The sequence below is a fragment of the Desulfoscipio sp. XC116 genome (assembly GCF_039851975.1).
GTDB lineage: Bacteria > Bacillota > Desulfotomaculia > Desulfotomaculales > Desulfallaceae > Sporotomaculum.
Map to the genome: position 1 here is coordinate 3,140,867 of NZ_CP156660.1, position 23,436 is coordinate 3,164,302.

Annotated in this window: 22 protein-coding genes and 3 pseudogenes; 7 read left to right on the plus strand and 18 right to left on the minus strand. The window is 40.8% G+C overall.

Going from position 1 to position 23,436, the window contains the following annotated elements; all coding sequences use genetic code 11:
* Nucleotides 1-14 precede the first annotated feature (14 nt).
* The 4 genes from ABDB91_RS15020 to ABDB91_RS15035 are packed head-to-tail and all read right to left on the minus strand — an operon-like array spanning nt 15 to nt 3,883.
* Complete coding sequence (locus tag ABDB91_RS15020) at nt 15-656, minus strand: hypothetical protein (protein ID WP_347488511.1); 642 nt, start codon at nt 654-656, stop codon at nt 15-17.
* On the minus strand, nt 637-2,160 hold the full coding sequence (locus ABDB91_RS15025) for a hypothetical protein (RefSeq protein WP_347488512.1): 1,524 nt from the start codon (nt 2,158-2,160) through the stop codon (nt 637-639). Before ABDB91_RS15025 ends, ABDB91_RS15020 begins: the two co-directional genes overlap by 20 nt.
* Nucleotides 2,153-3,445, minus strand: coding sequence for a DUF2399 domain-containing protein (locus ABDB91_RS15030; RefSeq protein WP_347488513.1), 1,293 nt, complete (start codon nt 3,443-3,445; stop codon nt 2,153-2,155). Before ABDB91_RS15030 ends, ABDB91_RS15025 begins: the two co-directional genes overlap by 8 nt.
* On the minus strand, nt 3,446-3,883 hold the full coding sequence (locus ABDB91_RS15035; protein WP_347488514.1) for a hypothetical protein: 438 nt from the start codon (nt 3,881-3,883) through the stop codon (nt 3,446-3,448).
* A 345-nt stretch (nt 3,884-4,228) separates the two neighbouring features.
* On the opposite strand from ABDB91_RS15035, the pseudogene ABDB91_RS15040 reads away from it, so the two are divergent.
* Nucleotides 4,229-4,537, plus strand: a pseudogene (locus tag ABDB91_RS15040) ([FeFe] hydrogenase H-cluster maturation GTPase HydF); the annotation flags it as partial.
* A gap of 83 nt (nt 4,538-4,620) precedes the next feature.
* On the opposite strand, the gene ABDB91_RS15045 reads toward ABDB91_RS15040, so the two are convergent.
* From ABDB91_RS15045 to ABDB91_RS15075, 7 genes are all read right to left on the minus strand, one after another.
* Entirely contained in the window at nt 4,621-5,271 is a 651-nt protein-coding gene (locus ABDB91_RS15045) for a pentapeptide repeat-containing protein (RefSeq protein WP_347488515.1), read from the minus strand.
* A 214-nt stretch (nt 5,272-5,485) separates the two neighbouring features.
* Entirely contained in the window at nt 5,486-6,277 is a 792-nt protein-coding gene (locus ABDB91_RS15050; protein ID WP_347488516.1) for a lipid II flippase Amj family protein, read from the minus strand.
* Between the two features lie 218 nt (nt 6,278-6,495).
* Entirely contained in the window at nt 6,496-7,614 is a 1,119-nt protein-coding gene (locus ABDB91_RS15055; RefSeq protein ID WP_347488517.1) for a hypothetical protein, read from the minus strand.
* A gap of 116 nt (nt 7,615-7,730) precedes the next feature.
* Nucleotides 7,731-10,478: an AAA domain-containing protein gene (locus ABDB91_RS15060; protein ID WP_347488518.1), complete on the minus strand. Its 2,748-nt coding sequence runs from the start codon at nt 10,476-10,478 to the stop codon at nt 7,731-7,733.
* A 133-nt stretch (nt 10,479-10,611) separates the two neighbouring features.
* Nucleotides 10,612-10,902: a CPCC family cysteine-rich protein gene (locus ABDB91_RS15065; protein WP_347488519.1), complete on the minus strand. Its 291-nt coding sequence runs from the start codon at nt 10,900-10,902 to the stop codon at nt 10,612-10,614.
* A gap of 254 nt (nt 10,903-11,156) precedes the next feature.
* Nucleotides 11,157-12,011 (minus strand): DUF2971 domain-containing protein, encoded by an 855-nt coding sequence (locus tag ABDB91_RS15070; RefSeq protein ID WP_347488520.1) that lies wholly within the window; start codon nt 12,009-12,011, stop codon nt 11,157-11,159.
* A 103-nt stretch (nt 12,012-12,114) separates the two neighbouring features.
* Entirely contained in the window at nt 12,115-13,308 is a 1,194-nt protein-coding gene (locus tag ABDB91_RS15075) for a PIN domain-containing protein (RefSeq protein WP_347488521.1), read from the minus strand.
* Nucleotides 13,309-14,089: 781 nt separating this feature from the next.
* Between ABDB91_RS15075 and ABDB91_RS15080 the strand changes: the two genes are divergently transcribed.
* The 3 genes from ABDB91_RS15080 (at nt 14,090) to ABDB91_RS15090 (ending at nt 16,466) form a co-directional block, all read left to right on the plus strand.
* Entirely contained in the window at nt 14,090-14,980 is an 891-nt protein-coding gene (locus ABDB91_RS15080; RefSeq protein WP_347488522.1) for an EamA family transporter, read from the plus strand.
* Between the two features lie 235 nt (nt 14,981-15,215).
* The gene (locus ABDB91_RS15085) at nt 15,216-15,773 is read left to right on the plus strand and encodes a DUF1638 domain-containing protein (RefSeq protein WP_347488523.1); all 558 of its coding nucleotides are present in this window, start codon (nt 15,216-15,218) and stop codon (nt 15,771-15,773) included.
* A 6-nt stretch (nt 15,774-15,779) separates the two neighbouring features.
* Entirely contained in the window at nt 15,780-16,466 is a 687-nt protein-coding gene (locus tag ABDB91_RS15090; RefSeq protein WP_347488524.1) for a Crp/Fnr family transcriptional regulator, read from the plus strand.
* 469 nt (nt 16,467-16,935) lie between these two features.
* Here the strand turns inward: ABDB91_RS15090 and ABDB91_RS15095 are convergent, their stop codons facing one another.
* The 3 genes and pseudogenes from ABDB91_RS15095 to ABDB91_RS15105 form a co-directional block, all read right to left on the minus strand.
* Complete coding sequence (locus tag ABDB91_RS15095; protein ID WP_347488525.1) at nt 16,936-17,628, minus strand: DNA alkylation repair protein; 693 nt, start codon at nt 17,626-17,628, stop codon at nt 16,936-16,938.
* Between the two features lie 418 nt (nt 17,629-18,046).
* Nucleotides 18,047-18,226: pseudogene (locus tag ABDB91_RS15100) on the minus strand (DUF2837 family protein); the annotation flags it as partial.
* A gap of 7 nt (nt 18,227-18,233) precedes the next feature.
* The gene (locus tag ABDB91_RS15105; protein WP_347488526.1) at nt 18,234-18,725 is read right to left on the minus strand and encodes a PaaI family thioesterase; all 492 of its coding nucleotides are present in this window, start codon (nt 18,723-18,725) and stop codon (nt 18,234-18,236) included.
* Between the two features lie 342 nt (nt 18,726-19,067).
* Between ABDB91_RS15105 and ABDB91_RS15110 the strand changes: the two are divergent.
* Together ABDB91_RS15110 and ABDB91_RS15115 are read left to right on the plus strand one after the other, a co-directional pair.
* Nucleotides 19,068-19,891: pseudogene (locus ABDB91_RS15110) on the plus strand (PEP/pyruvate-binding domain-containing protein); the annotation flags it as partial.
* Nucleotides 19,892-19,919: 28 nt separating this feature from the next.
* A complete protein-coding gene (locus tag ABDB91_RS15115) occupies nt 19,920-20,072 on the plus strand; it encodes a PEP-utilizing enzyme (protein WP_347488527.1) in 153 nt (50 codons plus the stop codon).
* A 113-nt stretch (nt 20,073-20,185) separates the two neighbouring features.
* Here the strand turns inward: ABDB91_RS15115 and ABDB91_RS15120 are convergent, their stop codons facing one another.
* The 4 genes from ABDB91_RS15120 to bioD form a co-directional block, all read right to left on the minus strand.
* The gene (locus ABDB91_RS15120; protein ID WP_347488528.1) at nt 20,186-20,446 is read right to left on the minus strand and encodes a CopG family antitoxin; all 261 of its coding nucleotides are present in this window, start codon (nt 20,444-20,446) and stop codon (nt 20,186-20,188) included.
* Nucleotides 20,447-20,504: 58 nt separating this feature from the next.
* The gene (locus tag ABDB91_RS15125; RefSeq protein WP_347488529.1) at nt 20,505-20,732 is read right to left on the minus strand and encodes a hypothetical protein; all 228 of its coding nucleotides are present in this window, start codon (nt 20,730-20,732) and stop codon (nt 20,505-20,507) included.
* A 196-nt stretch (nt 20,733-20,928) separates the two neighbouring features.
* A complete protein-coding gene (gene bioA, locus ABDB91_RS15130; protein WP_347488530.1) occupies nt 20,929-22,272 on the minus strand; it encodes an adenosylmethionine--8-amino-7-oxononanoate transaminase in 1,344 nt (447 codons plus the stop codon).
* Nucleotides 22,273-22,282: 10 nt separating this feature from the next.
* A complete protein-coding gene (gene bioD / locus ABDB91_RS15135) occupies nt 22,283-22,966 on the minus strand; it encodes a dethiobiotin synthase (RefSeq protein ID WP_347488531.1) in 684 nt (227 codons plus the stop codon).
* A gap of 160 nt (nt 22,967-23,126) precedes the next feature.
* Here bioD and ABDB91_RS15140 point away from each other — a divergent pair, with 160 nt between their 5' ends.
* Complete coding sequence (locus ABDB91_RS15140; RefSeq protein WP_347488532.1) at nt 23,127-23,411, plus strand: aminotransferase class I/II-fold pyridoxal phosphate-dependent enzyme; 285 nt, start codon at nt 23,127-23,129, stop codon at nt 23,409-23,411.
* Nucleotides 23,412-23,436: the final 25 nt, after the last annotated feature.

Sequence of the window (23,436 nt, forward strand, 5' to 3'; positions counted from 1 at the left end):
CTAATACCCCCTCTCTAGAACAGTGCTTGCGGTTTAGGATTGGGAACTTCTTTTCTGAAAAATTCCAAAACAACATCCAGCGAATAGTTTTGCGACATGGTCACGTCAGTAAGTCGTTTAAGTAAAATCGGTGTCATAAACGCTTCACCGATACGGGTTATCTTATAACTTTGCGTTTCCTTGTCTTCTTTTATCAGGCAATAGTCTATTAAGGGTTGCAATATGCTGACAATCTTTTGATCCGGTCTGTCTGTTACGGAAGAGTCGATAACTTCAAGCAACTCACGGACACTGGTGGAAGGGTGCCCAAGCGTGATCTGGTTGTAATACATCAGCAAAAAAAGCAGGATGGGTGCAGTTTTTAAGCGATCTGTCAAAATGATGGGATGAACCGTCTGGACATAAACGTAACGATTAATAATGTCATCATAAATAATCTTAGCCGGTATGGTTTCTTGTTCCAGACGCATATTACTGATCGCTATAAAATCTTTAATTTCCTGATCACTTCTGGCGTCAAGGGCTCTTTTTAATCCATCTCTTGTCAGTCCAATCCAGTCCCGCCTTAAAATAATGCTCGAACTGGCGGCAAGTAACTGAATAGCATTTTTATATTTGGGAAGTAACGAAACGCTATTACCTGTTGTTTGTTCCATTTTCTTCACTCCTGACTAATCCTCTTAATTCTCCTAACGTGTTGCCTGCTTCCAGTTCATCTAATTGGGGGAAGCGTACAAGTTCATCTCCGCTCAATAAATTACTGGCACCTTTTACGGTTAGGAACTCCCAGTTACCGATTTGTTTAGTTTTTGAGGTCCCCGTTTTTAAAAGGTTAAAATAACTGGGCATTAGTGTTGATAGATAAGAGACAAGGTCCATAAAGGTTACCGCTTTCAGACGATCCGGCTTCTCAAAAAGGTAAATCCAGTCTTTAATCGTTTCCTCTCGTCCGGCATTTAGAACTCCCATCTCAAGCACTTCTTCAAACTCTTGAAGGTAACTGCTGTCTCCTGCTGTATTTGGATTGTATTGTCCTTCTATTTGGGCAATTTCTTTCATATCGGCATATTCAGGAGCAGTGTTTTCAATTTCCGTATGCAGAATATCCAATCTTTTATTCGGTGTAAAATCAAATCCGAAATCACCTCGTTCACCGTCTTCGATCGCCTGCCATACATCATTCGGCGATATCCCGCCAAATATCTTCGCCGGCAAATAAGCTACAGGTTTATCCTCTGTTTCCATTTGGATCATGATTTCATAAGCCGATTGGATTTCGCTTTCTTCGTAATATTCATGTTGAACGGCCGACTTGATCTTTTCCCGCAAGGCTATGCTGAACTTTTCTCTGGATATACTTGCAGTCCAGACTTGCAAGGCCGCGATACTTATCGCTTTGGCGACTTCTCCTAACCCTTCTTGGCCAATCAGAATAGCTTTTTGGATAATTCCCTCAATATAATGATTTCTCAGGCGAAAATCATCGAGCTTTTCCGTTATGGTCTCTTCTCTGGTATAATCTTCAATTTTATGGACAGATTCAAGGATCAAATCTTTAAGCTTACTAATTTCCTCAAGGGCATTTTCCTTTTGGATATAATAGGGTATATTGCGCTGAACGAGCTCGGTCATGCGGTGAACCGAGTTTAATAATTGCAGGAAGTTTGGCATACTGTCCAATCTTAACTTGCGACTCGTTTCAAGGTTTAACGAAGATAACTCGGCGATAAAAATCTCTTTTTGCAAGTCATCCTTTTCATGATATACATAGTTTCTTTGCACCATATCTAAAAGCAGCGTACCCATGCGGATTCCTGCATTGGTGATCCTAATTCCGTCCTGCTTTGTTTTATCAACCCATCCTGCGGAACGCATTTGATAAAGGACCTGCTGGACAAATTCGTCAGTGATGGGACGTTTAAAACGATTTCTTAAGCGATTGGCCAACTGATCTTCTGTGTCCAGCCGCTCATCCGGATCGAAAGCGGTTTGAAGAGCTAAATGAACCAAAAGCAAAAAGTCTAGTTGAAGATTATACTGGTTGGTTTCGCGCACCAGAAACGATAAAACCCGGCTCAAGTGTGACAGTTCATTAAGACTGCGCCCCAAAATATCGGTATCACCCTCTGAGTTAGGCAAGAATGGAATAGGCTCAATCATTGGCGTTTCCCTCCAAAACAATTGCCTCTAACAAATCAAAATCCCATAAAAAATCTTCTTGCTCCGTTAAGTGGTTTGTACCGGTCAATTCTTTTAATTGCTTTAAGCCTTCCGCATAGGAAACCAGGAAGAGCGTTCCTTGTTTTTTGGCAACGAACTTAAACTGTTCAAATCCCAAAGCATAAAGTTTTTCAACCATAGCGATTGCAGCCCTGTCATAGTCGCTCCAAATAATAATTTGACCGACACCCGCATTTTTGAAATGACGCAGCAAATCATAAACAGCAGAGCGTACTTGCCCGTCAAACCCAACGATGCCAATATGAGCCCTCTGTTCATAGGGTATATGTTTAATCAGCTTTCGAACGACCGCTCTGTTCTCAGCAGCAAAAATAGTTCTGATATTCTTGGCGTCTATTGATTGCAGATCATGCACTTCTTCGTCAGTCACTTTAGATAAAACAGGAGCTTTTTCATAGTTATACATACCAAATGTAAAAGCCAACCGGCACTGGACAGCCAGTATGATATCCCTGTTTCCCGGCCGTGTTGTCAGGTGGATACTGCTGACGGGGTCGCCTATAATTTCTTCCAGTTCTTCCAACAATGCAACCATGTTTCCATCAAACATTTTTGACGCGGCATGAACTTTTTCTTTAAAATAAGAGTTTGTCCCGATCTCTTTCCAATCAAAAAAAGGTGCTTTAGAAGCGGTTATGAGAACAGAAAGGAAAAAATCTATACGTTTAATTGCAATTTCTCGTTCGTTGACTTGCTTCAAAAGCCATTGCCTCAATATTTCAAAACCCACATGCCCATAAGGGTTGGTCAGGTTGTTCAGAATTTCGGTAAACGCTTTTATAAATTTCTTATTTTGCTCTTCATTTTCCCGCGCTTGAGTTTTCCAGTAATTCAGCAAATTGAAACCCGGAACATAATATGTATTTTTAAGGTTAATTCCCCGGTCAGTAAATTCATTAACCTGGATAAGAATACCCAGGGTTACCCACTTATTAGTCTGATGAAAAAATGCCAAGCCGCTTGACTCGGAACCTGACCAGTTTTTAAGTTGCGAAGCAGTCTTCTTTTTAATCCATGGAGTTTTATTTTGCATTTCTGGTGGTATATCGTTTTCTTCAAGAGAATAAATCAGTGTTTTTGTTTTGTACTGAACAATTTTTTGCTGCTGGTGTATCACTCTCTCATGAATTCCTCTATCGTCTGCAATATCGGAAACGACGATTTCACCATTGTTCAAAAATATATTTAAATAGCCGTCATGCATTTACTCTTGAAGCCCCCCTTCGCCTGGAGACTTCTCAAACTTTTTCAATTTAATGATATTTCCCGGCAAGGCTTCAAACAACTCCGGATAATGTCCGCATCGTGCCCTTATTTGATTATACTGAACCTTGCCGCCATTTTTCTGTCGGTATAATCCTCTATTAGAAATCTCGTCGGCAAGAGCAGCAGCATGCATTGTATGTTCTTCCGCTTCTAAAAGTACAATTTTCATCGCTTCCTGCAGAGTATATTTTGGTGTCTCCATATTAGATTCCTGTTCATAATTGACCATATTAGCCCCATATTTCAGGATAATATAAACAGGTTGATTGTCTTTGAGCAGCACTACCTTCCCGTTTTTTTCAACCATTTCAAACACCGAATCTGCATCCACTCTTATCTTGTCAAACGAAATAAGACTATCCAACTTTATTTCCATTATTTATCACCTCAAGATTGAGATTAACAGCCTGTGCAGCATTTGTCAATACATTTGTGCGAACATTATACGCAGTTTTGTATAAACAAAAAGTAAGCGTCAAATTACAACGTGTATAGAAAAAAGCCAAAAACCATGTCATGAACTGGTTTTTAGCTCTATTTGCAAGCGACCTGAACTTCCGGACTCCATGGCAGAAAATCCTCCAGGAGTTCAGGATATTGGCCGAACTCTACACCCGGCAGCTGGTTGAAAATATAGTAAAGGTACTTATATGCTCGGGTAGCTGTTGGGCCTGGCTTACGCCATTTCCAACAGCTACCAAAAAGGGACAGTCCCTCACTAAACCACCAGGTGGCCGATGATATAGGCACGGTCAAGATACCCCGCTGGCTGCGCCAGTCAGTAGGCGGCGAGCTTGATTTTCACTGGTCCAGCGGCATTGAAATGCCCTCCGACCTGGAGAGCTACAAGCTGATAGTCCACTGCGGTGCCTGCATGATCAATAGACGTGAAATGCTATCTCGAATGATGGAAGCCAGCGCCGCGGGAGTGCCCATTGTTAATTACGGGGTAATAATTGCTTATATGCTGGGCATTTTGCGCAGAGCCCTGGAACCTTTTCCGGATGTACTGGCACTGCTGGATAATTAAAACCCCCATTGCCCAATAAGCCACCGGCCATTTCAGGAATCGATACCTGCAAGCCGGTGGCTTTTGCTGTAACCGTTTCATTGCTACTTAACAACGACACCCCAAAGGCTAATCAAATTTGCTGCCTGAAACATATTGATAATAGCTCCTTTTAGCTCAATGGGAGGAGTGGATACCATCGGTGCAACAAGCTCATTACTGGTAAAATCTACTTTTGCCAACATCGTTTTGCAAAAGTTATTCTTCACAAATATTGAATCCTCTGCAACAAATCGTTTTAGCTTTGCTTCAACCATAGACGATTCAGTAAAATCAATGTGATCAAATAAGACATCAGTTATTTTCGTTTTATCGAAATATGAAAACCGAAAATTTGATTGCTCAAAGGTTGTTTGCTTAACAACCGTATCGCTCATATCCACGCCAATACATTTACAGGATACAAACCGGCATCGTTCAAAATAGACTCCTGCAAATTTACTGTTTGACAAATCGCAAGATTGAAATACAACATCAACAAAACTTGCTTTTTCAAAGTTGCAATTATGAAAAGTGCAATTCTCAAAAATGCTCTTGCGGATTTCTATTTTAAAAAATCCTGACCCTTCAATTTGTTCTTCACAAATTTTAATACCCGATATTGGCAACTCTTCCAATAAAAAGTCCTGAGTATAGGAAGAAAAATCATCAATCTGAATGAGTTCTTTTGATATTTGTGGACGTTTTATATTCATATTGTTGTTTCCTCTTAGATTAACGAGCTGACTCGCTATAGTTCTCATATTTTACGGTATCCCAAAGTGGTTTTCTCTTAGTGTTATGGCGGTTAGCCATCAATACTAATATCCTTGCCATCAGCGCAACCACCGCCAAAAACACAGATAGCCAATTATTTTTCATTGCAGACAGCATCTCTCAGGCTAGTGCGGTGTGTATAAATGAAAGTGATTAGTTATAAAAACTTGCTATGATTTTCGCAGCCGGCAAAAAAATCACCTGTCCCAATAATGTTCCTATAATTTTAGTTGTGATGAGTAAGACTACCAGGGCTTTTACATCCTCGTACGGTCTTTTTTCCCTTAGCGCCTGATCCGTAATAATTGCAGACTTTGGGTCAATGAATAAGGTCAGCAAGATCGCGGCAATTCCGTTAATCATGCCCGATGATCCCGCAGCCGCTAAACGATGCTGCTCGGCGACCAATAACGCTGAATAATTGGCAGCAAGTACACCTATAGTATAAATTCCTGTAACCAGGGCGTTTAAAATAAGTAATCTTTTGGGGATTTCCCGATATCTCAGCCTTTCCAGCATTTTCTTTGTAGGTCTGGCAGCACGCCTTACAATTTGCCTGATATTGTTTACCTGCAATGCTTCCACGACCAGGGATGGAACAGAACCATTTACCTCTAATCGTCTAACAGCCACTTCAAATACCCTAAGAAAGGTTGGGATAAATAATATCCCGACTAATGTACCTATTGTTGAAGCAAAGATTACTTTGCGCATATCGGCAAGGGGATCCAGGCCATGTAAAATACTTGTTCCAATAATACCCCCGATGAGCGGGGCCTGAAATGTATTGGCGGTTCGGGAAATTAGAACGAACACGTTAAAAAGAGAAAACGACAAGGCTACTCGCCCGCTTTTAACTGAGTTCAATCTAACCGAATAAGCCAGAGTATCTATCAAATGAATGATAAATGTCAAAAGTAATAGTTCCAGCAGCGTTCTTTCCATTAATAAATCATGCCTTTTCAGAAGTTAAAGCTAACAATTTCCTTTGATTATAACATTAATATTAATGCTTTTTTAGTGGTGTATTTATAATTACTGCCAAATTAGGATGATTTTCATAATAGGATGTCCGCTTTTAGTTACATTATATGGATAATGTGCAGTTCGCAACGCGACAGAGTTAGTCAGTTATAAACATTAAGCGAAGTCGGCAAAAATGATTATTCTTTATCCATGGGTTCGATTGTAACGTCACTCTTGTCAACGATGCGTACTAATTTATTTGTTTCATCCAAAAATACGCTCATTCCGGCAGGCGCTTTTGCAGAGACATCTTGCATTTTTCCGCTTACTTCATCATATATGGCGTTCAAATAACCACCAAACTTGAGAACGTATTTTTTTGCATGATACTCGACACCTTGAATAATCGTTACACCCTCTTGCTTATTCACGATAACACTTTGAGGAATATCGAGAGAGTACTCCTGCGGATAACCTTCGATTACAATATTTTTTACCCCATTACTATTAATGTCGAATTCAGCATACATGATTTTGCCGTCAGGAGTTTTAGTTTCGCAACGGGCTTCATCGCCATCTATTTGGAGCATGGTATTGCCTTGCTTAATTAGCTCATTTGGTGTAACAACTTTTCCTGTATCCGAACGAGTCCATGTCTTAATCGTTTGCATGTTATTATCATTGATATTTTTATAATCTTTTTCCTTTAACCATCCGATAATCTTTTTTTCATATTCATCTTTACTTACAGTTTTACCTTTAGTTCCCAAGAACATATGAAAAGATAGTAATGCATAAGCAATCACTTCCAAAGTAGGATAATCTATATCGTAGTCCCTTAAAGAGATGAAACGATTTAATGAATCCCTTATTACACCCATTAGATGATTTTCGTCAAACGGCATCAATATGATATTTATGGTTTTAGCGTTAAGATATTTCTCAAATCCATTTATGCTGGAAGTAGCTTCCTTATCCATTTTATTTGCATAATATTTGTCAACTGATTTGATAAAGGTATTAGCTGGTTCTTGACAGTTACCAATGAGAATTAATTGATATACTTTAGAGGGGACATCATTTATTAGACTTATGAGCCAACCCCAAATGTCATCTTTAGAAAAGAGATTAACTGACGATTTGACTTGTATTGCCCTAAGAACAGAGCCATCGTCATCTATAAGTGCAATATCAACTTTATCATTCGGAGTTGTATATTCAACAGATATTTCATGCCAATCGTTTTCTGTACAAGCATTAAAAATTGAGATTATTCCTTGATATATGTATCCACGACTTCCTTCTTGTCCGCCCATAACTACAACTCCTCATAATTAATTTCACCTATTTAATGATTTCGCATTATTGCTATAATTACTGCTTGCACGAACTACGTGTTATTAGCCTTATTTCCAGCTGCGATTTGCCTTACTTACTGTTCACTCAAAACTCTCTGTATCTTTTCCCGCTCCCTACTGCCATTGGTAGGAAGCCGCAGCATTGGCACTCCGTATTTCGCTAGAATTGCATCCTTCAGCGCGTCACGGCGCTGCTGATCCGGATTGTTTTCATGAAAGGCAAAGCCGTCTACTTCAACCACAAGGACACAGGCCTTGTCCTGCTTATAGTACACAACAAAATCCAGCGATGCTCTGTTGTTGACCAACTTCACCTCTTCAGTGGTAAGCAAATCCACGGTGTTCAACAGGTTCCGCAGCAGCATCCCTTGCACATAGCTGTACCGGTTATATTGCGGCTCCGCAAGAATCTCCTCCAGAAGCACACGAAGAGCTTCTTCCGACTGATACCGGGCACTTTTATTCATCTTTGCTTTCAGCGGGATTAACTTGCTGGAATACTGCCGGTAAAGCAGGTCGAAGACCGATACGATATTGCTCTCAATCACGTTCTCGTCAAGGGTGCTGTACTTGATGTAGCGAATCAAATCGCCAATATCCTTGCCTTTCTTGAAAAAGAGGTCGTGATCCGTTACCAGCACAAACTGTCTTATAGCTCGGGAAACAGCCACATTGACCATCTGCGGGTCATCCACAAATTTAAGTCTCATCTGGCCGTCCCGAGTGCTGTCCAGTACGGTGGACATAATCATAACGTCCTTTTCCCGGCCCTGGTATTTATGTACCGTATCGCTTTCGATGCCGTCGGGTAGCAGTTGCTCCGCCTTGTTGGCCTGTTTTCGGTAAGGGGTAACAAAGCCGACATTCTCGCGGTTCTCCGCAAGAACGGGATTTTTCAGGATTTCCTCAACTGTAACATCAAGCTCCCGCTGGTTATAGTTCCCCTTTTTTTCACCCTCTGTAACCCGTCGCAGATGGTTTCCTTTAGCGGTTTTGTAAAGCGCCAGGGGGCACTCCGACAGGTTCGAGTTGGTATATGGAATCAACTCTCCGTCATAATATTTCTGGTTGCAGAACTCAATGATTTGGGGATGGCAGCGGTAATGCTCCCGCAGGATTTCGCAGGGAAGGCTGCTTCCATAGAGGCTAATAATAGATGACAGGATATTGTGACGAAAATAGTTATATACAGGATTAGGCGGCGATGTTTTCAGCATTGGTTCAATTTTTTCGTCGGTAATCTGGGGAAGTTGCTTCACATCTCCTACAATAATTACATTCCGGCAGCAGGAAAAGGCCAGTGTGCCGGTGAGAATATCCACCTGAGAAGCCTCATCGATAACAACATAATCCAGCAGGTAATTCTGTGGAATAGACCGGCGCAATGCGTGGGTTGTACTAAGGATGACAGGGAATGTCTTGATAAACTCCTGGAACCTCACCTTGAAACTTTTTCTGGTAAAGTCAGGCTCCGGCAGCCCGCTGTGGCTTTGATACAGACACTTACGGAACAACCTTTCAGAATACTGCTGGTGCTTTTCGAGCAGTGCATCAAAGGAGGCGCTGTCCAGTTGGCTTTCCTGGACAGCTATTTCGTTTTCCAACTGCCGGGTCTGCTGCCGGTAAAATTCCCTCTGAAGTGACAACAAAATAGACAATTCTTGCTGCTGCAGCCTTTTATGATCAAACACTCCATATTTAAAGAGCAGCTTCAACTTATATAGAAGCCTGTTGGTTTGATTCCGTTCTTTCACAAAAGAAGTTTCAGCCAGGAAAGAAATGATTCGGTCCGGAGTTGCCCTGAACAGGGGAAGCTTGCCAATTTTCTGGACATCCTGTCTGGCATAGTATTCCTCAAAATGCTCCTGTTCCAATTGCCAGGCCCGCAGCTCCTGCCAAAGTTGCGCCCGTTTCCGGTCTACCCTCAATAACCGGTTCAGCTTAATGTTCAGGGCTTCAATCCGCTGAATCAACTCTTCCTTATCTTCTTCGCAATCCCATCCGTCCACCCGGGCTACGGGCATATTGGCAAAAAAGGTATCCTGATTGCTACTTTTGCCTAGCAAGGCCGTTAGGAAGCCGTAACCCTGCTTTGCCATCTTTTCAATGACGTTCTTAACTGCCTCATTATTGTTAGATACAACCGCTACGCTTTTTCCTTGAACCGCTACGAGGTTTGCGATAATATTCAGGATTGTCTGGGTTTTGCCGGTGCCGGGCGGTCCTTTGATAACTGAAATAGAGCTTGTAAGGGCATTCTCCAGTGCAGCCTTCTGGCTGAGGTTAAAACTGAACGGAAAGATGATATTGTCGGTGTCGGGAGTTTGCAGATCAATCGCCTGACGGTTCAGGTAACGGCTCAGTACACTTTCCGGATGAACAAAAGTAAGGTGCTCCATTTCCCGTTTCAAAAAAGCCTCTTCTTCCGGGTTGTCTGACGTATATTGAGAGATATCCCTTAGATAGGCCAGTATTTGTTGGGCATCCTGGTCAGCGGCTCCATTCTTGACTAGCGAGAATGATTGTGGCCTTACTGTAAGGGATTCACCGTTATATCGGATAATTCGGATACGTTCCCGAAAATCAAGAATAAGCTGCGGATCATAGACAGGCATGCCTTCCACATAAGCAACTTGTCCGTCTAGTTCAATTACTTTCGGTTTATTAATAACAACCACATTATTTTTATTATATGGGTAGATGGTACTTATTCCTCGATAAGTAATTTTCACCTTCTTATTTTTGAGGTCATAATCGATACTATTTATTTCTTCGGTTTTATCTTTTCCTTTAACCAGAACCATTATTTCTTTTTTGTTCATACCTTTTATGCCCCTTGCAGAAGTTCTAAGTTATGTGCTAGCGATATAATCCGTACTTGACCGGGATGAACATTATTAGCTGTATATGAATAAATGTGAAACACAATCAAAATATTTTAACACCCCATAATGCTCATTTTCTTGGAAACTCAGTCTCTTTGGGGCTTCTACAATAAACCTTCAGTTCAGGCATTACGGAACCGTATTTTACATAGTTCTTTCTTGCTTGGGATAAAGACAATCCATGATTTTGGTCGCTTGGCTCCTTTTCCGACTGAATAAATAAATCAATTTCCCAAAAGCAAACAGGGCAGATGTAAGCAAGAGCATCCCCACCGTTTGGAATCGTAATAAATCCGCAGCATGGGCAAGGCGCATTTCCTGCGACCTCTGTTTTTCTTTTTCTTCGGATAAATAGGAGCAATTGCTATCAGGGAGATATAATTTAAAGCGTTTTTCCATTTTACCTCATGCTCCTTGCTATACAAACAATGGTAAATTTATAAATAGCAGTTTAGATTTCCATTATTAGCTTATATGGATAACTGGAAACTTAACGTTCTCTAAGACTTGGTATATTTAAACATAATGAGCAGTTCATTTCATCCAGCAAAAGTTCAAAAATGTAAATTATTGCTTTTGAAATATTGAAGTATCGAACTTCAATTAACAATTCATTTATTGTATAAGATTAGTTAATACGCTTTCATTAATAGTACAATACGAACAGTATTTTTTTACCAATAGTTCGACAAATACTTTGGAACTTTCTGATATATCCGGTGCAAGCATAATACTTATACTGTCAAAGCTTTCATCTCGAATTTTCAGGTCATAGTGGCTAAACGGAAGTGCGGCTTGCCCAGTCATAGTTCGCAATTGCAGTTTTGCCATCTCAGTATTTAGACCCTGCATGTGTTCCTGCATAAGTTTTGGTGCAGATATGGGTAAAAACATTAACCGATAACGCCATTCCTTTTGAAAATCCCAGTATTTGTTTTTATATATTCCTATGTCACTTAATGTGATAAAAAATTTATCATCAACAATTTTAAGTACTGTTGGCTTTAATAAACTATCGTCGTCAGTATACTTTACTTCAAACAACTGGGTATTTATCGCATAATTCGTTAGAAAAAACTCTCCATTAAACACTTCAGATGTTGGAATAATTGTCCTCAAATTAGATTGTGTCGCCCCGTCCCCTACGAAAGTGCTATTGGTATACTTCGCCACCTCGCCTAATGTAGGGTGGTAGTCTACAAAAGGATTTATCGGAAGTTTTATTCTAACACCTCTTTGTTTAGGCGTATACATTCTCCACATTGGAATACTTTCTGCTTCCTCGGCAGTCCATGAACTCACAAAGACAAACCTGCCAAAATTCTGTTTATCTACAGACATTTGCTCTTGCAGGTCATCCATTTTATCTAAGGAATTCAAGCGAATTGTTTTGTTTTTCAAAATTAAAGCAAGAGAGTCAACATTAGTATAGTGATACAAATATTTAGGAATGTTTTGATTTTGATCCATATCAAAATCTCCTTTTATAGAGCGTTTGTAATGTGAATTTCGAACTGTTTATTTCTCATTATACTATAATCTGAAACCTTTTGTAGATGGATGCTGGTATTATCTAATCCTGCACACATTTACTACAAAAAACATTTCCACCGTCATTTTTAAACGTGATTTGACATCCACAAGTTGGGCATGTCATATAACCTATCCATTCTTCGTCGGGACCATTAAAGGAGATATCGTCAACCCGTTCGCTTTTAATCAATGTCTCCTCGTCAAGCGATAGGAGAAGCCTCCCATCTTCTACATCAATCTTATCTATATCTATTGTATCGTCGAATAGGCTCAATAAAATGCAAAAAGGAAAACGCACCAAATGCTCCTCGTTGACTTCCCCAATATGCTGATAGGCATATTCATGATCTATGGTATCATAGACGGAATTTTCCTCATCAAAAAAAGTGTAACTAATATTGATATTACATTCAGCCTCCATCGAAACAACTGCCATTTCATTGTCAATTTCGTCAATAGTATCCAATCTGTATTTTATTGAATCGACGGCAATAACCTGCGCATCATCAAATAAGTCTATATCTGGTGAAACAGCCGCATCAAATAAGACTTCTTCCAGCCGATTCACAATATATCGCATTCCGTTTTGCTCATTGATATATTCTTTTATTTTAATATACTGATCAGCCTTAACCTTTGCATTCACTTTGTTTAGCATATCCTCTGTTGAAGTAAAAAGTAGAAAATTAATATCTCCTTCTAATGCCTTGCGAAAGCCTGTGTCATCACTAACCGCCCATATCGGTATTGATAAGGCTCGCTGGTAATCGCGTAGCGAATAAAGAATAATTGAATCCTTAAATTCATCCTGTTTTTTTGTTTCAAATGGTGGACGCATGGCAAACAAATCAGATAGTACGTTTTCAACTTGAACAGCACCAGTGCCAATTATCGTGCAGTGCGTGTCCTCTAAAAAATCAGAGAACTGACTAAGTACCTTTTCAACCATCGTTTCAGTGGATAAAAAGGCCAAAAAACGGGAAAAATCAGGCTCACTTCTTAAAGCAACAAGTCGCCGTTCTGACAGCAAGTGCTTGATTTTTCCGTAGCATTCTTCTAGGTCTTTCTTTATATGGGTCTCAACTTCCCTGCAAACAACCGAACTGACAACTAGATCAATGAATCCTTCATCGCAATAACGTCTTATAGTGGCCAGTTTTCCATTTTGAAAATTATACGATGCCTTAAGGAATATGTTTGTATCTAAAAAAACAGTAATTCTTTCATTCTGCATAGTTGGGTCTCCTTTGCAAGGACATTACCGTCTTGGTTTATAAAAGGTTTGCGTTCTTTACTTTCTGGCCATACCATCTACTATTTTGCAAACTTCCCATTATAGACATAATTGAATATATAAACTACCTGAAGTAAATTCTATCCTTGGCCGACAAAAAACAAATGCCAGCATTCACGAAGATGCTGGCACTAGTTGATAATGCGTTAATTCGCCAAATGATCCTAATTTCCTTCAAAAAAATACACTTTAAGAATACAGTTTTTTAAGAAATTGGTTGTGGGACTGATTTTCACTGGTCCAGTGGCATCGAAATGCCCTCCGACCTGGAGAATTACAAGCTGATAGTCCACTGCAGCGCCTGCCTGATTAATCGGTAGAAATATTATCCCGCATGATGGCCGCTAGTATCGATGGTCAATTACGGAGTAGCCTAAGTACTGGACATTTTGCGCAAAGCCCTGGAGCATTTTCCCGATGTGCCGGCGCTGCTGGATAATTAATTAGCCATACTTACGCCCCATCGCCGCCGTATCCCAGTACAATTAATGCTATCGCCTACACGTTAGCTTAATATAATCCTGTTTATTTATGTTATAATTAAACAATATTCTTTACTATAACTAGAAAGGGGAATTGAAATGTATTTCTTCGACTTGTTTGAAAACGATCAACCCACTGTTCATTCCTAGGACGGGGATGAACAGTCAAGTTCTAAAACTGCCCCGTCTTAGAGATTTGTTTATAAAAATCTCATTAAATATGGCGGAGGTAATAAATAGTGAGAAATACGCTATTCGGAGCAATATGTTTATCTTTAGCGGCTAGTATCTGGGGCGGCATGTATGTTGTTAGTAAATATGTACTTGATTTCATACCACCGGTTACGCTGGTCTGGCTGCGATATGTCATTGCGTTTGCTTTATTATACGCAATTCTAAAAATAGCACAGCGTAAAACTAAAACAGCTGCCAAACTAGAAAAAAAAGATTGGCTGCTCTTAAGCTGGATTGGCTTTATCGGTTATTTTGTCTCTATCTCTTTCCAATTTATGGGCACCAAACTTTCCGATGCCCATACCGGTGCTCTGATCACATCGGCAACACCGGCCTTTATTGTTTTTTTTGGCCGGTTTGTCTTAAAAGAAGCCCTAACTGTACGCAAGATTGTCTCGCTTGCAATAGCCACCACCGGTGTATTAATCGTTGTAGGTTGGAGTCCCAACCTGGGGAATTATTTTTGGGGCAGCGTCATTTTAGTAGGTGCTGCAATAACCTGGGCATTGCTGTCTGTATACGTTAAAGTGGCGTCCTACAAACATTCCTCTTTAACTATCACAACTTATGCCATTTTATTCGGCCTGCTCTTTACTACGCCATTCATGTTTTGGGAGCTTGCAGCGTATGACATTCAAGCTGTTAATTCTTTAACTGTCTTGGGAGTTCTTTATATAGGTATAGTATCAACTGCCGGCGCTTTCTTTTTATGGAATAAAGGACTGGAACTGATGGATGCCGGCATTGGCTCGCTGTTTTTCTTTTTCCAGCCGTTAGTCGGATCATTTTTGGGGTGGTTACTGCTTAAGGAACATTTGGATCTAAATTTCTACATTGGCGGAACACTAATTTTGTTGGGAGTATTGATTGTAACCGTCCATAAGAAGAAAAGCTAAAATTAAGATTCGTAATAAAGACAGGAAAAATTCCTGTCTTTTTACTTTTAATTAGAACAATCGATGCCTCTGTGCATGGCTGACGCAAAAGAAATAGCCGGCATCTGCAAGGATGCTGACACTGGTTGATAGTGCAAAGCCTGTGCAAAAACAATAAATTTATGTAAACTATTTTACTGCACCAAAACTTATATACTTTTATGCTATAGTAAAAATGGCAGGGGGTAAGAACAATTTGTCTAAGAAATTATTATGCTGCGCCATAATGCGTCACGAGTTGGAACATCTGCTGAGGGAACAAAATATAGATATTACTTATATCAACGCAGCTTTACACGTCGACCTGGATAAGCTGGCCCAATCTGTAACTAATAATTTGCGCGAAATAGCTGGAAACAATATCTCGCTGATTATAGGAAACCAATGTCACCCCGATATGGAGCAAATAGCGGAAGAGCACGGTGGACGGGTGATCAAGGCTAAAAGTTGTATCGAAATGCTTCTGGGAGAAAAAATGGCGGAGCTGGATGCGGAAGCCAAAACTTTTTACCTTACCAGCGGTTGGCTTAAAAACTGGCGCAATATCTTTATGGAAGGACTAGGTTGGGACGCTGTTGATGCAAGGCAAAATTTTGGTTATTACGATCGTATATTACTTTTGGATACTGGGATAGTACCTATCGATGACATGACTCTGCTTGAATTTTATGACTATGCCCAAGTACCCGTGGAAACTATGGCAGTGGACCTGGACAATTTGCGCAGACTATTAAAACAACTATTGAATGGGTGAAAAATTATGTCTAAAATCAAGTGTATGAAAGAGTTAGCCCTGTTTGCCACTCTTAATTTTATCGAGCAGGAAAAAATCGGTGCGCTGGCCGGGAAAAAAGTCTACCGTAAAAATGAAATAATTTTTCGAGACGGGGAAATCGCACATACCATTTACCTGATCAAATACGGACGAATCAGGCTTTTCAAAGTTTCGGAAAGCGGCAAAGAAATTACCCTTGATATCCTTAAAGAAGATGATATTTTCGGTGAAAATACTTTTTTTGAAGAAAATGCCTGCCATTCTATGAATGCTCAGGCAATGGAAGACACCTTCATTTGCTCCTGCAATAAAGAACACTTCGCCATTTTACTGCAAAACCCGCAAACCGCCCTTAAGATAATCCAATTGTTGGGAGGCAAATTGAATAATTACACCGCTAAGGTTGCCGGCATTGCCTTTCAAGATGTAAAAGGCAGAATTTCGGCCATGCTGCTGAGATTAGCCGGTGAATATGGAAAACCTTCTCCCGAAGGAACCGTTATCGATATCAACCTGACTCATCAGGATACAGCTTCACTGGTTAGCGCCTCGCGGGTCATGGTGACTAATGTTCTGGGCGACTTGAAGCAAGATGGGGCTATTACCACCAAGGGACACCAATTTATTCTTATAAACAGAGATAAACTTACTAATGCAATCGAAGCCGTGTAGGGGCGGTGGCATGATCAAAGAAAAATTTGATTACCCCAAGTTCAGCGCAGACCAAAAATAATTAGATGCCAAAATAAAAAAAATGGTCAGCCAGATAAATTTGATGCAGAATTTGTTATTTGAAGTCAAGGCTGACAGCCCTATCGGTAAAACAGTTAAAATACTTTTAAACCTGTTTATCTGCGAAGACAAGCCTGATGGCCTAACCGATATCTCTTGCTACAAACTCGCTGTCTGGACTGGTATCAGCCTTACAGAGCTGCATGAATCCCTTAGGTACTTACAACAACAAGGCATAATCTCATATGAACAAAAGTATTAATCTTTAGTTGCCTATATTAACGGCAACTTTTATTTTTATTAAAAAATCATTAATTCTGTAAAGCAGTTTACTTATTTCATTTACTTGTAACCGTCCACAAAAAGAAAAGCAAAATTAGAATTTCCGTCGCAGTTTGAAATCCCGGCCTTATTTTACTTTCAGCGTCCGCAAATACGCCTTTGCTTCGTCACCGATCCGATAGCTCTCAATCGCTTTCTGGATAGTTTTGTTGTGCGTCCACTTCTCCAAACGCTGTTCCTGAATGTACGGCAAAGCCGCTTCGTACTGTTTGGCCAATGCCGTTGCAAAATACCAGGCGATCATCATGTTTACATAATATTCTTCCGACCGTATACACGCCACAAGCTCAGGCATCTCCGGCCGGAAACCGTCATCAAGATAAAAGCTCATCAGCATTCCAATCCCGAAGCGCACCGTATAGGTCCGGCCGGATATCAGCCAGACTTTGATTCTTTCATAGAGCTTGGGCAGGTGCTTTTTAAATATCTTCGGTGAAATCAGGTCACAGGTCGCCCAGTTATCTATATAGGGCAGGAATTCGTCAACGGCGGCAACAGCGGCATCATAATCCCTGATCGTTTCAATCAAGAAGCCGTGCAGGTTATTTTCTTCGTAATATGCGTGCGGCAGGATTTTGAGAAACTCCGAAGCCGCCGGGGTTTTAGAAAACTCCCGGGCGAGCTTCCGCAGATCCGGCGTACGAACGCCGATCACGGTTTCCGGATTCACCGTCGGCATAAGTTTGCACGCAAACTCTTTGTATTTCATATCCCGCAGCTCGAATAGCCGGCGCCGGATCTCTTCTTCTGTACTGCTCATATCGTTTCTCCTTTTATCAGTCCACTTTATTCTCTGTGATAACCAACTAAGCATATCTTTGCTTATCTTTTACATTCTCAGTACTTTTCCTTTGTAAGCCGGAGCTTAGTATAAAATTAATAAAAATCCTGCTAAAAGTAGTACAATTGCTATTGAATAAGGTGAGAAAGATACAAATTCAGTAAATATATATATGTATTTAGTTGTCTTGCGTTCATTTTTCATATATTTTTGGAAGTAATCCTTATAAAGGTAATTGCTATACAGTACAATTATTAGTAAACCGGTTATTATTAATAATAAGCCAGCGATTTTCATAAAATCATCTTCTTTACAATGTAAGTAATTATCTGTATCTTAACATGCAACGCGTGCATGGTTACCCGACGGGAGATGTTGTCCCGCATAAAGTGATTAATTAATAAAAACCTGCTATAATTTTTACAGCCGGCAAAAATATCACCTGTCCTAACAACGTTCCTATAATTTTAGTTGTAATGAATAAAACCATCAGGGCTTTGACATCCTCGTACGGTCATTTTTCCCTTAGCGCCTGATCCGTAATAATTACAGACTTTGGGTCAATGAATAAGGTCAGTTTTGGGTTACCCTACTTTGAAAATCAAGCAAGTGCTCACCCCGTGAGCATATAATTCATCATTTCCGCCCTTTATGCGTCCTTCAACAGTGGCTAGTTTTCTTCCGATATGGATGGTCCTGGCCTCACAGCGCACCAGTTTACTTTCAGCACTGACTGGTTTGATAAAATTCACTTTAACCTCAACCGTCGAACAGGTTATGTTCTGTGGAAGCGTTGTAAGCACCGCGGCGGTCATTGTAGTATCCAGCAGCGTGGAAAGAATTCCCCCATGAACGGTGGCAAAAGGATTATAGTGGTGCTCTCCAGGACGAAGTTCAAATACCGCAAAGCCATGGTCAACTTCCTTGATCCGGTACCCGATCAGTTTTGCAACCGGTGGCGGGCTGATTTTACCATCCCTTATGGCCCTCAAATAATCCAATCCAGAAATGGATGACACCGCATCCCTTTTGTTTATCTGAGGATCATCCCAGACGATGGTCCGCTTTCTTTCCATACCTCCTCACGCCTCCTCCCGAGTCATACAGATAGATTTTTTTATCATACCAATTCCGGGAAATGGAATCAAATCCAGATAAGTGACCGAAGTAAGTTCCCGGTAAAATTATTCATTCGTCAAAATAGAGCTCACAACACGTTTAGGTCATGGTCAGGTTCACCGTCCGAAAATCATCATCGAGATAGAAGCTCAACAGCATTCAGATCCCGGAGTGCACCGTACCGGTCCAAGCAATGTCAGTCAGACTTTTATTTTTTCATAGAGCTTGGGCAGATAGGTTTACTTATTTGAAAATTGATTCTTCCTACTTTAATTTTAACATAGAAAATTGTAAATGTACCACAGGCGGCAGGAATTATGTTTACTGCCGATCCCCTCACTTCCAACAGAAAGGTATTATCTATTGATGCCGGCTTCGGACTTGGTGAGGCCTTGGTCTCCGGTCTAGTGAATGCTGATATCTATAAAGTGCGTAACGGAGAGATTATAGATAAGAGGATATCTACCAAGAAGCTGGCTATTTATGCCTTAGAAGACGGCGGGACGAAAGAACAGGAGACCCCGCCGGAGCGGCAGAATAGGCAAGCGCTGACGGATGAGCAGATTTTGAGCCTCACGCGCATAGGCAGAAAGATCGAAGAACATTTCGGCTGCCCCCAGGAAATCGAATGGTGTTTGGCTGATGATACATTTTATATTGTCCAGAGTCGGCCGATCACTGCTTTATACCCCATCCCCGAAGCAGAAACCCAAGAAAATCATGTTTATGTATCCATTGGGCATCAACAAATGATGACCGATCCTATGAAACCGTTGGGAATGTCTTTTTTCCTGCTAACAACAAATGCACCCATGCGCAAAGCTGGTGGAAGATTGTTTGTTGATGTCACACATATGCTGGCTTCACCCGACAGCAGAGAAATTTTATTAGCTACTATGGAACAACACGATCCGCTTATGAAAGACGCGCTCATGACCATCATAGAGCGAGGAGATTTTATAAAATTGTCGCCAAATAAAAAAGAACTGAGTCCCGTAAAAGTAATAAAGTTATATCGCCCGCGGGTTTTAGAACACAAATCGAAAACAATCCGACAATCGTTTCCGATTTGATTAAGGGTAGTGAAACATCATTAGAAGAGCTAAAACAAAACATCCATAAAAGGCTTGGTCACCGAAGTCGGTGGACTGATGACCCATGGAGCGGTTATCGCACGTGAATATGGCTTACCGGCAGTTGCCGGGGTGGGAAATGCCACCAAACTGATCAAAGATGGACAACGAATTCGGGTAAATGGAACCGAAGGGTATATTACCTATATTACCGCCGGTCGAACAACCTGAAAGTATAATAACTTTTTATGTTCGGCATATCCTTGCCATCCTAATCTTAAGTTTATTTCTTGGCAAAAGATGCATTTTGTTAATTAAAGGACATAAAATGATTTTCTATGCTATTAAATACTGCGAAGTTGCTCTTTAATCCAGCGGGTGACTAAGTCATTTAGCCTTAATCCCTTTTGGCCGGCGATTATACGCAGACGTTTCAGGTCTTCTTTTTCCAGGTCGAGGGGAATTAACAGGTTATTTCGCTTGGTAAACTGAACATCATTGGCTACTTCAACTTCATCAGTAAAGTCGGCAAGGGAATGTGTATCCCAAAATTCTCTTGCCTCTTCAATTGTTTTGAAATCGGGGATTTTATTTTTCCGACTCATTTTGTAAATCTCCTTTGATAGCGTTTTCTCTCGCCCTGCTCCATGTTTCTTGCGGTAATCACCATAGCCGGCCCTGTTTAAAATAAATTATCACAATAAAGAGATGTCTGCCGGAATCGGTTTGACCGAGAACATAGTAAATAGGGTTAATACCTTTGGCAGCTTGTTTGCTTTTTATGATTAGCAGGTAACCGAAACAAACTTCTTCTATTTCCTCGGGCGTAACATTATGTCCGGCAATATGCTCAATAATATTCTCATCCCAAACGAATTGCGAAATTTGCACATAGACCACTACCATTTATTTATTTTATTTCAAATAGTTTACTGATTTGATATTTCTAATTGTAAATATTAATATACCATTCTCTTGTATTTATTGGTAGCCCGAAAAAACGCCAAAGGTACGATTCGATACTACCTGCCAAAATGTCTAATAGTTTGTTCATTTAATAGATAACGTTCGCATTAGTGAAAATCCACTATCTATCGATAATCATCGAAATAGAGCTGGCACAAATATCCACTGCTTTGTCAATTTCCTCTTCGTTTATGATAAGCGGAGGATTAAAATATAACACGTTACCAAGCGGTCTTAAAATCAAACCGTTTGCGAGTGCCTTTTTGTAAATTTGATATCCCATTCTAAGGTTGTTATCAAAGCCTGTTTTGGTATGCTTGTCGGCAACCAATTCTATAGCATTAATGAGGCCTATGTGGCGAATTTCACCCACGTTCGGATGGTCAAGCAGTGTTTGTTTTAACTGATTAGTTAAATGCTTAGCACGAGTTACTGCCGTTTCAATAATATTATCTTCGCGGAGAATTTTCTGAACGGCGAGCGCGGCTGAACAACCAAGGGGATTGCCACTATATGTATGGCTGTGCATAAAAGCTTTACCTGCAGAGTAATCCGCATAAAACGCATCGTATATTTCATCAGTTGTGATTGTGATCGCCATTGGCATATAGCCGCCGGTAAGCCCCTTCGAAATACACATAATATCAGGACTAATACCGGCATGGTCAAAAGCAAACATTTTACCTGTTCTGCCAAATCCCGTCGCAATTTCATCCGCTATCAGCAAAACACCATATTGATTGCAAAGTGCCCGAAGCTTTTTAAGGTACAGCGGCGGATAAATTCGCATACCGGCACTACCTTGCAAAAGCGGCTCAACAATCATAGCACAAGTTTCTTCTCCATATTCAGCAAATGCCTTTTCAGCGTGTTCAAAGCATTCACAATTGCAATTGTCCCGGGATTTATCATAAGAGCAGCGATAACAGTCCGGGGCCTCTATGCGGATAGTATCCATCAGCATAGGTTTGTATATTTTTGCATACAAATCCATGCTGCCTACCGACAAGGCCCCAATGGTTTCGCCGTGATAGCCCTCGGACAAACACATAAATTTTGTCTTTTGCATATGACCCGTTTGGTATTGATACTGAAAACTCATCTTCAGCGCGCATTCCACGGCCGCAGAGCCATTGTCCGAAAAGTTGAACTTGGAAAGTCCCTTTGGAATAATGCCCATAAGCTGTTCACACAGAGTGATTGCCGGTTCGTGGGAAAAGTTGGCAAAAATCACGTGTTCCAGCTTATCTAACTGAATTTTGATGAATTCATTGATCTTTGGGTTACAGTGTCCCAGCAGATTACACCACCATGAGCTAACAATGTCAATATATTCCTTGCCGTCTTTGTCATATAAATAAACACCCTTACCGTGGTCGATGATAATTGGTTTTAGTTCCTCATAATCTTTCATCTGGGAGCAAGGATGCCAGATATATTGCAAGTCCCTTTCAACTAGATTCATTTCCAACCACCTATTCATATAATGCGGCAAGAATGTCCGCATCAATATTTATTTCCGCATCGTTTTCTCTCACCAAGGCAATCACAGGGATCCCCGTAATCTCCTCAACCATTTTCTTGTTGTCTAATTCAATCACGTTACCTCCGTGAAAATGGTTGAAGATAATCCCTTTCACTGGGATATTGCGGTGGTTCATATATTCCACTGAAAGTACAACAGAATTGATCGTGCCAAGTCCTGCATCGGCAACAAGGATAGTGGTTAGGTTTAACTCTTTGATAACATCTTCAAGAAAAATTTGTGACGTACTGTCGTAACGAATAGGGCACATAATACCCCCGCTGCCTTCCATTGTCAAATAGTCGTATTGGGATGCCGCTTTTTCATATGCTGCTTTTACAACATGCATCTCCACGGGATTTCCCTCAATTTGGGCTGCCAGGTGCGGGGAAACGGCATTTTCGTAGACATAAGCAACAAGGTTTTTCATGTCCTCGTCAATGCGCGCGACCCGGCTTACGTAATCGGCATCACCGGCATAAAGTCCATTTTCCTTTTTCTCCGCCCCGCTTAGTACAGCCTTATAATAACCCGCGCTGTATCCTGCATCACGCAGTTTTTTAACGATAAGTGCAGTCACAAATGTCTTGCCCACATCCGTACCGGTTGCTGTGACAAAAAGACCTTTACTCATTCCACAACCCAGCCTTATATCCCAATTCACCTAACAACTTCATGTCTTGCTCACTTTTTTTAAAATTATGGTTAACAATACGGTGTTTTTATATTATCATAAATGTAAACCATTTTCTATAATGAGGTTGACAATAGAGTAATACTGGGGGAACCAAGTTATGAAGTTTATGGTAAATGAGCTAAAAGAACTTTATCGCAAAAACCTTTTTCGGCAGACGCAACGCCTTGACGGACCCCAGTCTCCCAGGACAGTAATAGAAGGAAAAGAGTGCATCCTTCTATCATCCAACAATTACTTAGGACTGACCGAGCACCCGGAGGTTAAAGAGACCGCGAAGAAAGCCGTTGAGAGCTGGGGCTCAGGGGCTGGCGGGTCGCGGCTGACCACTGGCAATTACGCCCTGCATGAGGAACTGGAGCAGGAAATAGCTCAATTTAAATAGGAAAAGCAAAACAAGTGGCAAAAAG

Excerpts from the sequence above, each read along its gene's own strand:
- ABDB91_RS15020 (WP_347488511.1), bottom strand. The coding sequence starts at position 656 with ATGGAACAAACAACAGGTAATAGCGTTTCGTTACTTCCCAAATATAAA.
- ABDB91_RS15025 (WP_347488512.1), bottom strand. The coding sequence starts at position 2,160 with ATGATTGAGCCTATTCCATTCTTGCCTAACTCAGAGGGTGATACCGAT.
- ABDB91_RS15030 (WP_347488513.1), bottom strand. The coding sequence starts at position 3,445 with ATGCATGACGGCTATTTAAATATATTTTTGAACAATGGTGAAATCGTC.
- ABDB91_RS15035 (WP_347488514.1), bottom strand. The coding sequence starts at position 3,883 with ATGGAAATAAAGTTGGATAGTCTTATTTCGTTTGACAAGATAAGAGTG.
- ABDB91_RS15045 (WP_347488515.1), bottom strand. The coding sequence starts at position 5,271 with ATGAATATAAAACGTCCACAAATATCAAAAGAACTCATTCAGATTGAT.
- ABDB91_RS15050 (WP_347488516.1), bottom strand. The coding sequence starts at position 6,277 with ATGGAAAGAACGCTGCTGGAACTATTACTTTTGACATTTATCATTCAT.
- ABDB91_RS15055 (WP_347488517.1), bottom strand. The coding sequence starts at position 7,614 with ATGGGCGGACAAGAAGGAAGTCGTGGATACATATATCAAGGAATAATC.
- ABDB91_RS15060 (WP_347488518.1), bottom strand. The coding sequence starts at position 10,478 with ATGAACAAAAAAGAAATAATGGTTCTGGTTAAAGGAAAAGATAAAACC.
- ABDB91_RS15070 (WP_347488520.1), bottom strand. The coding sequence starts at position 12,011 with ATGGATCAAAATCAAAACATTCCTAAATATTTGTATCACTATACTAAT.
- ABDB91_RS15075 (WP_347488521.1), bottom strand. The coding sequence starts at position 13,308 with ATGCAGAATGAAAGAATTACTGTTTTTTTAGATACAAACATATTCCTT.
- ABDB91_RS15090 (WP_347488524.1), top strand. The coding sequence starts at position 15,780 with ATGTCTAAAATCAAGTGTATGAAAGAGTTAGCCCTGTTTGCCACTCTT.
- ABDB91_RS15095 (WP_347488525.1), bottom strand. The coding sequence starts at position 17,628 with ATGAGCAGTACAGAAGAAGAGATCCGGCGCCGGCTATTCGAGCTGCGG.
- ABDB91_RS15105 (WP_347488526.1), bottom strand. The coding sequence starts at position 18,725 with ATGGAAAGAAAGCGGACCATCGTCTGGGATGATCCTCAGATAAACAAA.
- ABDB91_RS15115 (WP_347488527.1), top strand. The coding sequence starts at position 19,920 with ATGACCCATGGAGCGGTTATCGCACGTGAATATGGCTTACCGGCAGTT.
- ABDB91_RS15120 (WP_347488528.1), bottom strand. The coding sequence starts at position 20,446 with ATGAGTCGGAAAAATAAAATCCCCGATTTCAAAACAATTGAAGAGGCA.
- bioA (WP_347488530.1), bottom strand. The coding sequence starts at position 22,272 with ATGAATCTAGTTGAAAGGGACTTGCAATATATCTGGCATCCTTGCTCC.
- bioD (WP_347488531.1), bottom strand. The coding sequence starts at position 22,966 with ATGAGTAAAGGTCTTTTTGTCACAGCAACCGGTACGGATGTGGGCAAG.
- ABDB91_RS15140 (WP_347488532.1), top strand. The coding sequence starts at position 23,127 with ATGAAGTTTATGGTAAATGAGCTAAAAGAACTTTATCGCAAAAACCTT.